Here is a 15073-nt window from a genome sequence, read left to right on the forward strand (position 1 = left end):
CGATGCGACTGATTTCGATCCTTGGATTGGCCACCCTTCTCGCCGCCGGCGCGGCGACCGCCGCCAACGCCGACCAGCTCGCCGACATCAAGGCGCGGGGCAAACTGATCTGCGGCACGCTAGGCACCGCCGAGCCGTTCTCGTTCCAGCACCCGCAGACCCGCGAGATCGTCGGCTATGACGTGGACATCTGCCAGAAGGTCGCCGAATCGCTCCGCGTTACGCTCGAGCTGAAGCCGATCGCGGTAGAGGCGCGCATCCCCGAGCTGATCCAGGGCCGCGTCGATATTCTCGCCGCCAATCTTGGCTACACCCCCGAACGCGCCAAGCAAATCGACTTCTCCTATTCGTATTTCGTCAGCCAGCAGAAGCTGATGGTGACCAAGGAATCCGGCATCACGGCACTCGACCAACTCGCCGGCAAGAAGGTCACGGCGCTCAAGGGCTCGTCCTCCGAGCAGGGCGTGCGTCGCCTGATTCCAACGGCGGAGACAGTGACCTTCCAGGACACGTCGTCGGCTTACCTCGCGCTGGTGCAGGACAAGGTCGACGCCTTCTGCGCCTCCGAGCTGATCCTGGTAAAACTGCGCCAGCAGAGCCAGGCCAAGACGCCGATGCTGGTGATCGAGAAATCGCTGTTCGTCGAGCCCTGGGGCCTTGGCCTGCGCAAGAACGAGGCCGCGCTCAAGGATCATGTCAACGCCGTGCTCGCCAAGCTCGCAAGTTCCGGCGATATCGACAGGGTCTTCGGCAAATGGCTCGGCGAAGGCACCGCATTCAACATCAAGCGCGATTTCCCGGTCGAAGAGATCAAGGGCTGAGTTCGCAACCGATATCGACCGGCGCGATGGGATATATCTTTGATCTCCGCGGGGTCCTCTCAGGCCAGTATTTCGACTGGTTCATGATCGGGCTTGCCGTCACGATCGCACTGACCTGCGCCGCGTGGTGCCTTGCCATGACGATGGGTATCATCTTGACGCTGATCAGAATGATCCCGTTCCGGCCCTTCGAGTGGTTTGTCGCGCTGTATGTCGAGTACCACCGCAACGTGCCGCTGCTGGTGCAGATCTTCGTCTGGTACTTTGGCGTCCCCTCACTGCTGCCCCGCCCGGCCCGGCAGTGGATCAACGGCCATCACGGCGAGTTCTTGCTGGCCACTATCGCGCTTGGGCTGGCGGCGGCCGCTTACGTCGCCGAGGACATCCGAAGTGGCATCCGCTCGATTCCCAAGGCGCAGAACGAGGCGGCACGCTCGATCGGCTTCGGCTATCTCGGGGCGATGGGCTACGTGGTGCTGCCGCAGGCGATCCGGATCGCGGTCCCGCCTCTGATCAACCAGACGCTTTTGCTGTTCAAGAACACCAGCCTCGCGATGGCGATCGGCGTCGGCGAACTGACCTACCGCACGCGCGAGGTCGAAAGCTACACCTTCAAGACCTTCGAAGCCTTTGCAGTCGCCACCGCGATCTATCTCGCCATCTCGTTCGGCATCATGGCCTGCGGCGCCTATGCCGGTCGCCGCCTCAAGCTCGAGAACGCCTGATGCTGGAGATCCTGCAGAACAACTGGTTGCTGTTCCTCGTCGGGCAATACCCGCACGGACCGATCGGCGGACTGGCCATGACGCTGTTCATGGCGTTGACGGCGCTCGCTTTGTGCTTCCCGTTCGCCATTTGCCTGGCGCTGGCGCGGCTCAGCCCCTATCGCTGGCTGCGCCTGTCTGCGACCGCGATCGTGCACACGGTCCGCGGCCTGCCGCTGATCATGTTCATTTTCTGGACCTATTTCTTCTCGCCGCTGATCATCGGCCGCGCGGTCGGCGGCGTCGAAACGCTGATCATCGCGCTGGTGGTCTATGAGGCGGCCTATCTATCGGAGATCATCCGCGCCGGCATCCAGGGCCTGCCCAAGGGCCAGTTCGAGGCAGCCTCCGCGCTGGGCCTCGGCTACTGGACCACAACCTGGAAGATCGTGCTGCCGCAGGCGCTGCACAACATGCTGCCGAGCATGGTCAGCCAGTTCGTCTCGACGATCAAGGAGACGTCGCTGGGCTATGTCATCTCGGCGCACGAAATGACCTTCGCCGCGAGCCAGGTCAACAACGTGCTGCTGACCCAGCCGTTCGAGGTCTACGCCATCCTGGCGCTGACCTATTTCGTGCTGTGCTTCGCGCTGACTTCGCTGGCCCGATATATCGAGCGGCGAATTTCTGCCGGGCGCGTCGCCGTCGCGACACCGGCCGTTGCGGTGGCAGTGTGAGGCGGCCATGATCCGGTTCGAGAGCGTCGATAAATGGTACGGAGCGATGCAGGCTCTGGCCGGCGTCTCCGGCGAGGTCCGCCGCGGCGAGGTCAAGGTGCTGGTCGGGCCGTCGGGTTGCGGCAAGTCGACCCTGATCCGCACCGTGACCCGGCTCGAGGCGATCCAGGGCGGCCGCGTGCTGGTCGACGGCGTGGACGTCGGCGCGCGCGGCGTCAACATCAACCGGCTGCGCCAGCGGGTCGGCTTCGTGTTCCAAGCCTACAATTTGTTTCCGCACTTGTCGGCGATCGGCAACATCACCCTCGGCCTGACCAAGCTGCGCAAGATGGGAAAGGCGGAAGCCCGCGAGCGGGCGTTGGCCGAGCTCGCCCGCGTCGGCCTCGCCGCGAAGGCCGAGGAGATGCCGGGCAAGCTGTCCGGCGGTCAGCGCCAGCGCGTCGCCATCGCCCGCTCGCTCGCCATGGACCCCGAGGTGATGCTGTTCGACGAGCCGACCTCGGCGCTCGATCCTGAAATGGTCGGCGAGGTGCTGGCCGCGATCAAGCAGCTTGCGACCAATGGCATGACCATGATCTGCGTGACTCATGAAATGGGCTTCGCCCGCGAAGTGGCCGACGAGGTGTGGTTCATGGAACGCGGGGCGGTGGTCGAGCGGGGCAGACCGGCGGACCTGATCAACAGCTCCGCGCATCCCCGGTTGCAACGTTTTCTCCGAACGCTCGCGTAGGGCAGTCGAGGGCCCCCGAGCGCCTCGACCAACCCTTTCGGCTTCCGTCCTCTGAGTGGTCTCGACATCACGCGCGCGTGCCGGCCAGCCCTTCGAGAAGGGCGACGGTGGTCGTCAGGCTCCGGCTCGGCGGTGTCATCTGATCGGCCACCTCGCGCGCCCGGGCGGCGCAGCCTGACTCCAGAACGGTCCGCAGGTCATGTCGAAGGGTGTCCCGGGTCGTTGTGGCGAGACGACGCGAGGTGCCGACGCCGAGGCGTTTGATTTGTGTCGCCCATACGGGCTGGTCGGCGCCTATCCACAGCACAAGAGTCGGGACGCCGGAGCGCATGCTGGCGGCCGTGGTGCCGGCGCCGCCATGGTGAACGATGGCCCGGCAGCGCGGCAGGACGTCGGCGTGGTTGACCGAAGGCACGATCATGACGTCCTGTGTGGGAGCCGTGCCTTCAAGCGGCAGGACTCCCGAACAGATCAGCGCACGCTCGCCGAGGTCCCGGCACGCATCTGTGATCATGGCAACGGTCTCCGCCGGTCTATCGACTGGCATGCTGCCGAACCCGAAGTAAAGAGGGCGGTCGCCGGCGGCGATCCAGGAATTCACGGAATCGTCGAACTCGGTCGCGGATTGCAGGGTCATCGTGCCCACTAAGGGTCTCTTCCGGCCCCATTCCGCCTCGAGCCCGGGAAAGAACACCTTGTCATAGGCTTGAATCTCCAGCGCGCCGGATTCGACGATATGACGCGCGGCCCGAATTCCGGAGTGCGGAAGCCCCAGGGCACGGCGCTGGTCATCATAGGCCGGCCGCAACAGACGCCAGTGCGACCATTCGGCGAATGACCACAAGGTATCGACCAATGTCGGGGGCAATCGAATCGGCAGGATGTGATTGTTCGCCCTGACGGGAAAGTAATGCAGGGCGGCAAGCGGCACCCCCTGGGCCTCGGCAACGTTGGCGGCCAGCTCCTGATAGGTCGTACCGCTCAGGATCACATCGGCGCCGGCAGTCAACCCGGTCAGGGTCGCGCTCATGTCCGCCCAGCCGTCGGCGAGGTACTCGCGCGCCTGGCGCAGCACCTTGACGGGATTGCGCAACTTGAACCAGTCGCGGAAAACCTCCGCCTCGAGCTGGCGTTGGGAATCGGGACCGTAGGAATTCACCGAACAAAGACCGGCCGACTCGGCGAACCCGACGAGATTGGGAGGCACGGCCATCCTGACCTCGTGACCGCGGCGCTGCAGCTCACGTGCAACCGCAGCCGCAGGCTCGATGTCTCCTCGTGTCCCATGGACTGCGATGGCAAACTTGATGGTCCCGCTCCGGTCTGCGAAGTGTCGAGTCATGGCGATCGCGTCGGTGCGGGCGCCATCGGCTATGTTTCAAGCCATGAGAAGATTTGGAGAATACGAAATCATGGATGTCAAGCGCGACCCTTCATGCTAATGACACCGGTCAAGCGCATGGCTTACGGCTTTCTCAACGGGATATTTCTTCAAAGTCTGCGCTGTTTTGTTCGGAAATCCATGATCAAACCATGACTTTGCCCCAGGCCCTACTAAGCGACGGCGCAGCCGACGCCTCCGATCTTTCCGCGCTTGCAATCGACCGTAGCGCCGGCTCCCGGCGCCGCAGGCAGTTGCGCCGCATCCTGGGGCGCGTGCTGCTCCTCGCCCTGCTCGTCGGCATCGGGGGCGCGACGTGGGTGTGGCGCAGCCATGCGCAGATCGTCGTCGAGACGGCGGTCGTCTACTCCGTCTATCCGTCACAGGCGCTGACGCTGCTGAACGCGACCGGCTACGTCGTTGCGCAACGCAAGGCGTCCGTCGCCTCGAAGGCGACAGGCCGTCTCGAGTGGCTCGGCGTGCTCGAAGGCAGCAAGGTGCACGAGGGCGAGGTGATCGCCCGGCTCGAGAGCAGCGACACTGTGGCGGTGCGCGACCAGGCAGCCGCCAACGTGCAGGTTGCGGAAGCCAACCTGGCCCAAGGGCGGGCGGAGCTGACGCAGGCGGAAATCGCGTTCAAGCGCTCCGAGGCCCTCGGCGAGAAGAACATCATCAGCGATTCGACGCGCGAAAGCGCCGAGGCACGCCTCGCCAAGGCGCGCGCTGCGTTTAACGGATACGGGGCCGCCATCGCCGCGGCGCAGGCCAATCTCCGCGCCTCCGAAGTTGCCGTCGGACAGACCCAGATCCGAGCGCCCTTCGACGGCGTCGTCCTCACGCGGCACGCCAACGTAGGCGACACCATCACCCCGTTCTCGCAGGCGGTCGACACCAAGGGCGCGGTCGTCACCATTGCCGACATGGACTCGCTGGAGGTGGAAGCCGACGTGGCGGAGTCGTCGTACCTGAGCATCCACGTGGGGCAACCGGTCGAGATCCAGCTGGACGCGATCCCCGGCGAGCGTTTCGAGGGCGTGGTCAGCCGGATGGTGCCGACCGTGGATCGCGCCAAGGCGTCGACCCTCGTGAAAATCCGGTTCGTGCAGCGCGACCCGAGGATGCTTCCGGAGATGAGCGCAAAGGTGGCTTTCCTCGAGCGTGAAGTATCGGAGAAGGAGCGCAAGCCTGTTCTCGCGGTGCCGGCGGCCGCCGTCTTCGAGGTCGATGGGCGCCAGCATCTCTATGTCGTCGAGGATGGCAAGGCCCGTCTGCGGAACGTGGATCTCGGCGAAAAGATAGGCGACCAGATCGAGGTTCGCGACCTCAAGGCCGGCACGCGCGTCGTGGTCCGGCCGCTGGAAGATCTCGTCGACGGACGCGCAGTGAAGCAGGCCACGAAGTGACCGTGCTTTCCATCTCCGACCGGCCGACCGGAGCGGACGTGCTGATCGCGCTGAGCGACGTAAGCAAGAGCTACCGCCGCGGCGCGCAGATCGTCCCGGTTCTTTCCAGACTGACGTTCGACATCCGTCGCAAGGAGTTCCTCGCCCTGATGGGTCCGTCGGGGTCGGGCAAATCGACAATGCTCAACCTGATCGCCGGCATCGACAGTCCGGATCATGGCTCGATCACGGTGGGGGGCGAGGACATCACGCTCCTTCCGGAAGCCGAACTCGCCGACTGGCGCGCCGCGAACGTAGGCTTCATCTTCCAGTTCTACAACCTGATGCCCGTGCTCACGGCGCTCGAGAACGTCGAATTGCCTCTCACGCTTACCAGCCTGGGGCGGCGCGACCGCCGGGACCGCGCGCAACTCGCGCTCAGTCTGGTCGGCCTCAGCGATCGCGTCAAACATCTGCCCTCCGAGCTCTCGGGTGGACAGCAGCAGCGCGTGGCGATCGCGCGGGCGATCGTCACCGACCCGACCGTGCTGGTGGCCGACGAGCCGACCGGCGACCTCGACCGGCAATCGGCGAAGGAGGTGCTCGAGATCATGCAGCGGCTGAACCGCGACATGGGCAAGACGATCGTGATGGTCACACATGATCATCGCGCAGCCGCGCATGCGAAACGCATCATGCACCTGGAGAAAGGCGATCTTTCCTATCTGGTGGAGCAGCGCCTTGAGTGAGCGCCGATCATGAGCCAGTGGCTCACGCTCGTGGCGCGCAACGTCTTGCGGCACCGGCTCCGCACATCCCTGACACTCGTCGGGCTCGTCGTCGCGATCCTCGCCTTTGGCGTGCTCCAGACCGTCGTCAAGACGTGGTATGCGGGGGTGGATAGCGCCGTTCCTTCGCGGCTGCTGACCCGCAACGCCATCTCGTTTGCGCTGCCGCTGCCGCAATCCTATCAGAAGCGCATCGGCGCCATCGAAGGCGTGCGACGCGTCACGCACATGAACTGGTTCGGCGGCATCTACAAGGATTCGAAGAACTTCTTTCCCCAGTTTGCGATCGATGCCGCAAGCTATCTCGATATGTACCCCGAGATACTGGTTCCGGACGAGGTCCGGCGCGCCTTTCTGCGCGAGCGCCGCGGCGCGATCGTCGGACGCAAACTGGCCAAACGCTACGGCTTCAAGCCGGGCGACGTGATCCAGCTGCGCGGGACCATCTTCCCCGGCAATTGGGAGTTTGTGATCTGCGGCGTCTTCGACGGCCGCGACCCCAAAACGGACACGTCGCAGCTCTTCTTCCGCTGGGACTATCTGAACGAAACGCTCCGTGTGCGCTCCAAGGCACAAGCCGACCAGGTGGGCTTGTTCGCCGTCGACGTCGTCGGCCTGGATAGCGTCGCAGACGTCAGTCAAGCCATCGACGAAGTGTTTCGAAACTCGCTTGCCGAGACGCTCACCGAGACCGAGCGCGCTTTCCAGATCGGTTTCGTGAAGCAGACCGAGGCGATCCTCATTTCCATTCGCGTCGTCTCCTTCGTGGTGATCTTCATCATCCTGGCCGTGATGGCGAACACCATGGCGATGACGGCCCGCGAGCGGCTCCGCGAGTACGCCACGCTAAAGGCCATTGGCTTCAGCCCCGGCTACGTGGCGCGATTGATCCTCGGGGAATCCATCTTGATAGCGTTGATCGGCGGTGCGATCGGCATCGGGCTCACGCCCCCGATCGCCGCGCGCCTTGCCGAACTTTCCGCCACGCTCTTCCCAACTCTGATCGTGAGCGTCAACACCGTCATGTTGCAGGCGCTCGCAGCGCTGGTGGTCGGGATTCTCGCCGCAATATTGCCGATGCGCAGGGCAGCCCGCGTCAGAATCGTCGACGGTCTTCGGGCGTTGGGCTGATCATGCCGCTGCTGCTCTCCTACAGCTTGCGTAACCTGCAGGAGCGCAAGCTCACCAATTTTCTCACCGCGACGGGCATGGCTCTCGTGGTCTTCGTCTACGCTGCCGTGCTCATGCTTGATTCCGGGCTCAAGCAGACGCTGGTCGCGACCGGCGAAGACACGAACGTCATCTTCGTACGCCGCTCTGCGGAAGTCGAGATCCAGAGCCTGATCGACCGCCGGCAGGCCAGGATCATCGAAAGCCAGCCCGAAATCGTCATCGGGGCCGAAGGAGCGCCGCTTGTATCGAAGGAAGTGGCGGTCTTGATCGCGCAGCCAAGGCGCAAGACCAGGCAGGCGAGCAACCTGTTGATCCGCGGCGTCGGTCCGGCCGCCCTCGCCGTGCGCCCGCACGTGCAAATAGCCGAGGGGCGCATGTTTCGTCCGGGATCAAACGAGATCGTAATCGGCCGAGCCCTCGCGGGGCGCTTCGAAGACATCGAGATTGGATCGAGCCTCCGGTTTGCCCAGCGGGAGTGGCGGATCGTAGGTCGGTTCGACGCGGGCGGCAGCGGGTTCGATTCCGAGATCTGGGGCGACAGCGAGCAGCTCATGCAATCGTTCCGACGAGACTTCTTCTCGTCGATCACGGTAAGGCTCGCCGATCGCTCCGGCTTCGATACGCTCAAGGCGCGCCTCGAAGCGGATCCCCGCCTTACAATCGAGGCCAAGCGCGAGCGCATCTTCTACGAAGAGCAGTCGCGCCTGCTCTCCGGATTCATTCAGGTTCTCGGGCTCACGCTCTCGGTGCTGTTCTCGCTCGGCGCCGTCATCGGCGCGACGATAACGATGTATGCGGCCGTGGCCAGCCGCATGATGGAGGTGGGGGTTCTGCGCGCGCTCGGATTTCGGCGCTCGCGAATCCTCGTTGCCTTCCTTGTCGAGGCACTGCTGCTCTCGCTCATCGGCTGGGTCGTCGGACTTTCGTTCGCATCCCTCATGACACAGGTGAAGATCTCGACTCTGAACTGGACGTCACTCTCCGAGCTCGCATTTCGGTTTGTGCTGACGCCCGAGATCGTGCTGCGCTCGCTCCTCTTCGCTCTCGTGATGGGCTTTCTCGGCGGTTTCCTGCCGGCCGTGCGAGCGGCCCGCATGAAGATCGTCGACGCGCTGCGCGTCGCCTGAGTGCTCGGCAACCGCTTTGGCCGCCATCCGCGGCATCTCCGCCGGAGTCTTCGATCAAGCTCCGCTTCCATCTGCCTCTTGATCAGTGGTCGTCAGCTGATCGTCCCGCGCAAGTCCATGTCCGCGAGGGCATCGCGCACGAATGGCATTAGCTCGGCCCGAGTCGTTACACGGCCTGGCACGTAACCGGACACGGTACAAGACAGCTGTTTGCCGACGCGGTAGCACCCGATGAAGAGGAGGCCACCGAGCCGTTCGAGCTCCAGTTCCGTATAGCGCTCCAGAAGCGAAAGCTGCAGAAGCAGCGCCTCGCCGCAGGGGCGGTTCACGTCGAGCGGCAATTCGCCGACGAGGCTGCATCCAACGGGGAGGTCCGCCCCGAGCGCCTCCCGCTCCAGACCGCGCGCCAGCCACAGCGGCACATAGGGAATCAGCGGGAATAGCGGTGACAAGTCATCGCCGTTCCGGATCAGCGAGGCCAGTGCAGCCTTGAGATCCCGCTGCAAGGCGCGCGGATCGTTGCGGCAAGTATCGGGGTCCGCCATCACGGTGATCGACCGCAGCGCGTTGCCGCGGCGGTCACCCGAATGACGGTCGCTGACCGGCAGCACCAGCTTCACGCGTCCTGACGGGTCCACGCGGCCCATCCGGAAAGCGAGCCGTGCCACGAACGCCATGATCAGCGTGTTGCTGGCAACGCCCAGATCCGACGCACGCTGTTGGCACGCGCCTGCGTCGATGAGCGCCTGCACGAGCGGCACGTCCACTGCCGGCTCCAAGCCGTCCCGGCTTCGCGGGCCGGAGTTCGAGCGCGCCCTCCCCTTGCGCGACCGCCGCGCGAGAGCCACCACGGCGCGCGAAACACCAGGCAGGGCGCGCAGGCTCTCGACGCTGTCGCGCGCCAGCCTCGCCGGAGACCATCGCCAGGATGGGGCGGGGAACCCGTGCTCGATACGTCGGCCAGCCACCGCGTCGGCAATGGCCTGGCTGGTGGCCTGCATGTCGGCGATCGTATGCGACACCAGCATTGTCAGCGCGCAGCCATCGCCCTCCAGCGCCTGGACTGCCAGGCGCCAGCCAGGTCCGCGCTCGGGATCCACCGGCAGATCGAGCAGCTTACGTCGCAACTTGTGGAGAAACTCGTGAGGGAGCGGATCACGAAACCACGCCACCGGGCCCGGCGCAGGGTTCGCCACCCAACGGTGCCGCCCCCAGGGCAAGGGTGAACGCTGCAGCAGGCGTCCCAGCAACCCCCGTGCGAGCCGCTCGCTGAACTGCGCCACGGCGGCCTCATCGATCGCGTGCGGATATAGCCAGGTGACTTGCAGCGCCGGCCCGCGTCCGAGCGCCCGCAATCCGACGAATGAGGCCTGGTCCATATAGCACAGGACGTCGTCCGCCCGGGCATCGCGCGCCCCGCCGCGCCGTCCGCGCCGTTTGTTGGCAGGAGAAAGGCTCAACCCTCAGGTCCCCTGGCCTCTTGCTGCACGAGGCGACCGCCGCCCGTCAAAGTCCTATCTCCGTTTGATTCCGAATCCAGATGCAATAACCGCCGACCTCAGGCGTCTATGACCGCCTCAAGTCTAAAATCGTCCAGCGTTCGAGCGACCAGCAGGCGGAGTTCGTCGGCCGTGGTTGGTGTGGGGTGCAACTGGCAGGCCTCGATGCACAGAGAAACCTTCTGGTCGTAGCGGGAGGCCACGACGACGAGATGACCATGGGAACGCTCCAGGTCCTGGCGTGAGACGTTGACATCGACGGCTCGTGTCAGCAAGTGCCGACACGGCGCGCCGTCGATGCGCGCGAGCCCTTCCGGCAGCATTCCAAGGTCGGAGCAGCTTACCGGCAGCTCATCAGAATAATCAAACAACCCGTTCACCAGCGTCTTTGCCGCAGTGCGGGGCATCCAAGCGATGGCAGGGAGCAACGAAGTCAGCACATCGGTCTGACTTTTCCTCGCGCCACGAAGCAGAGCCCTCGCTGCATTCACGGGCTCCAGACTCTTGGTCAGCCCTTCAGGCGCGACGTTCATCATATGAAATTCGATCGCCAGCGCGCGTTCGTCGGCCAGCCCACGCCTTCGGCTTCTTGGGACGAGCAGGCTGACGGCGCCATCCGAGCAACGGCGGCGGCCCAGACTCGATGCCAAGGACGCCACGAAGCCCGGCAGCAGCGTGCTCATGCCACCACCAAGCCGCTGCTCGCACGCAAACCAGGCACGCGATTCAACAGTCACCGCAACGGCTGGAAGCTCCACGATCGTCGAGGGGTCGTGACCCGCCTCGACGGCTGCAAGGGCCGGACCCTTTACGGGGGCGGCGCGTCTGTACCAGTTCGCGTGTGCGATCCGAGCGAGTGCGGCAACCGTCTGCGGAGCGTCGGCGAGGATCTGCCAGGCGTCCGACAGGCACCCGGACAGCCGCCCGCGGGCGCCTTTGGGCAAGTACGGATTCGGGACCCCTGTGCCGTTCACGGCAGACGCGATGACGCGCAAGGCTCCCATCCCATCGAGCAGCAGATGCGATCCGACGATGCTCACGGCTGTGCTGCCATCGTCGAATTTCTGGATGGCCATTCGCCCGGCGGGACCGATGACTGGGTCCATCGGCGCGCGCGCTTGCTGGTTCGCCCATTGCAGCAGCTGCGATCGTGGCAGCAGGTCCGAACTCTGCTCGAACGGAATGGACCCTGCGGCCGGCTTCACCCAACGTGGCCTGCCCCAGGGTAGAGGTGACGACTCAATGAGCCGATTGAAGGACAACGCCGTGAGCCGTTCATATGTTTGCACCAGCGCGGCGCGGTTCACGTCGCGATCATAGAGCCAGAGGCATTGCATCAGCTGGCTCCGGCCGGTGACTCGGAACAATTCGTAGGCAAGCTGATCCAGCCAGGCGAGGCGGTGCCGCGTGTGTGCAGGGGCGCCGGCCGTGCTCGTCTCAAGCATCAAAAAACTCGCCAGCGAGTTCGTAGTCAGCCAAGAGACCTTCCACGAGCGCACGAAGATGCCGAGGCTCCGTTACCACGCCAGGCTGATAGGCAACGAAGCTCAGGGCGATATATCCAGGTATGACGCCGGCGAAGAGCGTCGCCACGCCTTGACGCGCCTCGATCGCGCGGCGCGCGACCGAGCGGTCGATGCCGCGAAAGCACATGCGATCGGCCGCATTGCCATCGATCCGGAGCATGTCCTTGGGCAAGTCGCCCAGGTTCGAGCACGAGACCGGCAGGTCGGCGAGCGCGCCAAGCGCCAGATGGCTGGCTGCCGAAAATGCGCGTCGCGGCACAAAGGGCACCAAGGGCAGCAGCGCGGCAAGTCGATTGGGCTCCCGTCTCGTCCGCAGCAGCGTAGCCCGCAGACGCCGCTGCAACGCATGCAGGCTCCCGCGCGGTTCGTCGACACGCACCTTGAATGTGGCGAGGGCGACGTCGTTCCCGCCGGTGTGCGACAGACCTTTGCGCTGGTTCACGGGAAACAACAGGGTCACATCATCATCACGGATGCGACCGAGCACCTCGGCGAACCCCGCGGTTATCGCCGCCAGGAACGCGAGGCGGCTCGCACCGCGGCTCCGTGCTCTGGCGTCCCAGACCGACGTGGGCACGCGTAGGAAGGCCGACGGATACACAACTGTCCGGTCATCTTCGGTTGCCACCACCGGCGATGCGGCGGGTGTGTTGGACGTGCCGAGCGAGGTGTATGCCGTACGGGCGAGCTGGCCGAGCGCCCGAAATGTCGCTGGCGTGTCACGCACGATGCGCTGGAGTTCGGCACCCAGTGCTGACGCAGCGCGCCGCGCCGTCCAGGCTCCCGGATACATTGGAACGCGCCGCTCTCCGCGCGCCGCCTCGCTCACGGCCATTGCGACCGTCAGCCCATCTGCGATGCAGTGCGACACGACGAGCGAGACCACCGTGGAGCCATCGGTGAAGTCCTGGGAGGTCAAGGTCCATGCTGGTCCGCGCACGGGGTCCAATGCAAGCTCCACCTGCGCGTCGGCCCACGCCTGCATCGCCTCGGGGTCAAGCGGCGCCGCCGCAGCCGCTATAGCAGCCGACGGCGGCGGCGCGCTGACCCATTGGTGCCGTCCGAACGGAAGCAGCGCCGGCCGGATCAGCCGCGCCAGATGACCATGCGCGAGATTGTCACGAAACCTCGTCAAGGCGTCCACGTCTACAGGCCGCAGGTAGCGCCACAGCAACTGAATGACCGCGTGCTGCCCGAGCGAGTCATGCGCGAGATAAATCGCCTGATCTGCGAAGGACAAGAATGCCGGCGACATGCTCGATACGTTCGCCGGGTGCGCCATCGCGTGCGTCATCGTTCGCGACCGACATCGGAGTACGTCGGCGTCAATGCGTCGGCGGCCCGGCGGCATGCGTCCGCAAACGCCTTGACATAGCGGTGCATCGATGCGCGGGCTGTCTCGTTTGCCGGATAAGCCGCCGTAAGCGAGAGCCCGCGTTGCGTACGAAACAACCAGATCGCAACCTGCGCGGCAATGCCCTGGTTGATATAGACCCTCCCATTCGCCTGGTGCCATTCGCGGGCGATCTGGGCGCTGAGCGGAGGAACGTTCACATCCATATAGGACAGCATGACGCCGCCTGTGGCAACGGACCCGACCGTCGGCAGTCCGGCCGCCAGTTCGAGCACGAGCTCGATCGGCGTCTCTGCCAAGCTCATCCGTTCGTCAAAGTTGCGCTGGGCCGTGAAGGCAAGTTCAGGAAACCTTCGTTGCTGCACGTCGAAGTCGATCGGCACCACTCCCACGCACCAGCCGCTGGTCCTGAAAGCCTTTGGCGATCTTCGCGTCGTCGTCGGCGTGACGACACTGTAGCGGGAGCGACCGGCCAATTCCCGTTCGGTCAGCGCTGCGCACGCCAACAGACCGCCGATCACCCGCGCGCCGGCAGCATGGCACGCGGACTCGAATGCGTCCATGACGGCCTCTTCGAGGATGTCCACATGCACGTACTCCGCGTGATAGCGATCCTCCAGCACACCGAGCGGCAGCGCGAAAGACGGCATCCGCCCGCCGTTGCGGTGCAGGAACGCGATCCATCGGTTCACCTCAGGATCCGCCAGCGTCGTCGCGGCTGCCCGCTGGCGCTGACTGCTGCAGTAATCCAGATAGCTTCCTGGCGATCCGAGCTGAAGCGGCCTCTCGCCGTCGAGCACCGCGCGATACGCTGAGCGGATCTCTGTCATCAGGAACGCTATGATGGTCGCATCGGCGTGCAAATGGTCAATGCTTGCGAAGCAAGTGAACCCGCTCGCGCGCTGGAGAATGCCAAATCGAAAGCAATCCCATGCAAACGGTGCTGGAGTTGCCATGACATGCTTCTGCCAATCCTCCGCGCATATCTCGCCCAGTGTCGAAGGCTCCATCTGGATGGCCGCGGGTTCTGTGAGGACGTGCCTTACGATTGCTCCGCCGCGCTCTTCGAACCAGCTGTGATAGGTGTCGTGCCTGCGCAGATGTTCGGTCACCACATGGGTCATGGCTCTGAGGTCACACCGCCCAGGTTCTTCCCACACGACGACGAGCAGCCGCGCCATCGCCTCGTGCCGCTGCTCACAGGCACGGAAGGCGCGCAGATGCTGCTCCTGCTCGTAGCTCGGCAATACGGGAGACACTGGTGCGCGTTTCGCACTCTCCATCGACGCAGCAGACGGACGCCACAGCGTCAGCACCGCCGAAGGCCCTGACCAATCGTGCAGCGGACGCAGATCAGTCACTTGCATCTGCTCCAGCGGGCTGCAATTCCTGCATGGCGCCACTCAGAGAGTCGGCGAGTGCACGCACGGTCGTCACGTTCACGGAACGGAGCCGGATGCCTGTGTCGGCCTCGAGCGCAATCAGCAGCTGGAGCGTCCCGAGTGAGTCGAGGCCATAGTCGAAAAACGAGCGGTCTGGATTCACCGGGCGGCGCAAGATGACACCGAGATGCTCGATGATCAGACGCCGCAGCAGGGCCGGCCGCTCGTCGGGCGGCGCGCGTCTCAACTCCACGCGCAGGCGGCGCGCCGGTTCGCCCGCGAGCTCTGCGGCCGGCGACATCGCCGCCCCGAACGGGCTGCGCGCGGCGAGCGACGTCAGCCATGGGGCCCCGTCGAGATGGACATACGCGGCATACCCGCGGTCGTGCCGCAGCAGCGTCTCGAATGCGTAAGCACCGTCCCGTGGCTCGATCATCCGCGCATCGCCGCGGGCCGAGAGATGCGCACC

At 64.9% G+C, this 15073-nt stretch carries 14 protein-coding genes; 8 read left to right on the forward strand and 6 right to left on the reverse strand.

Annotated elements, in window-relative coordinates; all coding sequences use genetic code 11:
• Positions 1-2: 2 nt before the first annotated feature.
• Genes D6B98_RS09030 through D6B98_RS09045 form a run of 4 tightly spaced genes read left to right on the forward strand, consistent with a single transcriptional unit; the run spans position 3 to position 2992 of the window.
• Positions 3-821, forward strand: a complete 819-nt coding sequence (locus tag D6B98_RS09030) for an ABC transporter substrate-binding protein (RefSeq protein WP_126256639.1) — start codon at positions 3-5, stop codon at positions 819-821.
• 26 nt (positions 822-847) lie between these two features.
• Complete coding sequence (locus tag D6B98_RS09035; protein ID WP_126256640.1) at positions 848-1546, forward strand: amino acid ABC transporter permease; 699 nt, start codon at positions 848-850, stop codon at positions 1544-1546.
• The gene (locus D6B98_RS09040) at positions 1546-2262 is read left to right on the forward strand and encodes an amino acid ABC transporter permease (RefSeq protein ID WP_126256641.1); all 717 of its coding nucleotides are present in this window, start codon (positions 1546-1548) and stop codon (positions 2260-2262) included. Before D6B98_RS09035 ends, D6B98_RS09040 begins: the two co-directional genes overlap by 1 nt.
• Positions 2263-2269: 7 nt before the next feature.
• The gene (locus D6B98_RS09045; protein WP_126256642.1) at positions 2270-2992 is read left to right on the forward strand and encodes an amino acid ABC transporter ATP-binding protein; all 723 of its coding nucleotides are present in this window, start codon (positions 2270-2272) and stop codon (positions 2990-2992) included.
• A gap of 67 nt (positions 2993-3059) precedes the next feature.
• Here D6B98_RS09045 and D6B98_RS09050 read toward each other — a convergent pair whose 3' ends face one another.
• A complete protein-coding gene (locus D6B98_RS09050; RefSeq protein ID WP_126256643.1) occupies positions 3060-4334 on the reverse strand; it encodes a glycosyltransferase in 1275 nt (424 codons plus the stop codon).
• Positions 4335-4525: 191 nt separating this feature from the next.
• On the opposite strand from D6B98_RS09050, the gene D6B98_RS09055 reads away from it, so the two are divergent.
• From D6B98_RS09055 to D6B98_RS09070, 4 genes are read left to right on the forward strand one after another with little or no spacing between them, the layout of a single operon-like run.
• On the forward strand, positions 4526-5776 hold the full coding sequence (locus D6B98_RS09055) for an efflux RND transporter periplasmic adaptor subunit (protein ID WP_126256644.1): 1251 nt from the start codon (positions 4526-4528) through the stop codon (positions 5774-5776).
• A 38-nt stretch (positions 5777-5814) separates the two neighbouring features.
• Positions 5815-6504 carry an ABC transporter ATP-binding protein gene (locus D6B98_RS09060; protein ID WP_164718479.1) on the forward strand — a complete coding sequence of 230 codons (690 nt, stop codon included), beginning with the start codon at positions 5815-5817 and terminating at the stop codon, positions 6502-6504.
• 9 nt (positions 6505-6513) lie between these two features.
• The gene (locus D6B98_RS09065) at positions 6514-7674 is read left to right on the forward strand and encodes an ABC transporter permease (RefSeq protein ID WP_126256646.1); all 1161 of its coding nucleotides are present in this window, start codon (positions 6514-6516) and stop codon (positions 7672-7674) included.
• Positions 7675-7676: 2 nt separating this feature from the next.
• A complete protein-coding gene (locus D6B98_RS09070; RefSeq protein ID WP_126256647.1) occupies positions 7677-8843 on the forward strand; it encodes an ABC transporter permease in 1167 nt (388 codons plus the stop codon).
• A gap of 92 nt (positions 8844-8935) precedes the next feature.
• Here D6B98_RS09070 and D6B98_RS09075 read toward each other — a convergent pair whose 3' ends face one another.
• From D6B98_RS09075 to D6B98_RS41910, 5 genes are all read right to left on the reverse strand, one after another.
• Complete coding sequence (locus tag D6B98_RS09075; RefSeq protein WP_126256648.1) at positions 8936-10303, reverse strand: hypothetical protein; 1368 nt, start codon at positions 10301-10303, stop codon at positions 8936-8938.
• Positions 10304-10401: 98 nt separating this feature from the next.
• On the reverse strand, positions 10402-11787 hold the full coding sequence (locus D6B98_RS09080) for a hypothetical protein (RefSeq protein WP_126256649.1): 1386 nt from the start codon (positions 11785-11787) through the stop codon (positions 10402-10404).
• Complete coding sequence (locus D6B98_RS09085; protein WP_126256650.1) at positions 11780-13162, reverse strand: hypothetical protein; 1383 nt, start codon at positions 13160-13162, stop codon at positions 11780-11782. Before D6B98_RS09085 ends, D6B98_RS09080 begins: the two co-directional genes overlap by 8 nt.
• On the reverse strand, positions 13159-14583 hold the full coding sequence (locus D6B98_RS09090) for a condensation domain-containing protein (protein WP_164718480.1): 1425 nt from the start codon (positions 14581-14583) through the stop codon (positions 13159-13161). Before D6B98_RS09090 ends, D6B98_RS09085 begins: the two co-directional genes overlap by 4 nt.
• Entirely contained in the window at positions 14576-15040 is a 465-nt protein-coding gene (locus tag D6B98_RS41910; RefSeq protein ID WP_205680468.1) for an acyl carrier protein, read from the reverse strand. Before D6B98_RS41910 ends, D6B98_RS09090 begins: the two co-directional genes overlap by 8 nt.
• Positions 15041-15073 lie beyond the last annotated feature (33 nt).

The organism is Bradyrhizobium sp. LVM 105 (genome assembly GCF_003957705.1).
In the GTDB taxonomy this organism is placed as follows: domain Bacteria; phylum Pseudomonadota; class Alphaproteobacteria; order Rhizobiales; family Xanthobacteraceae; genus Bradyrhizobium; species Bradyrhizobium frederickii.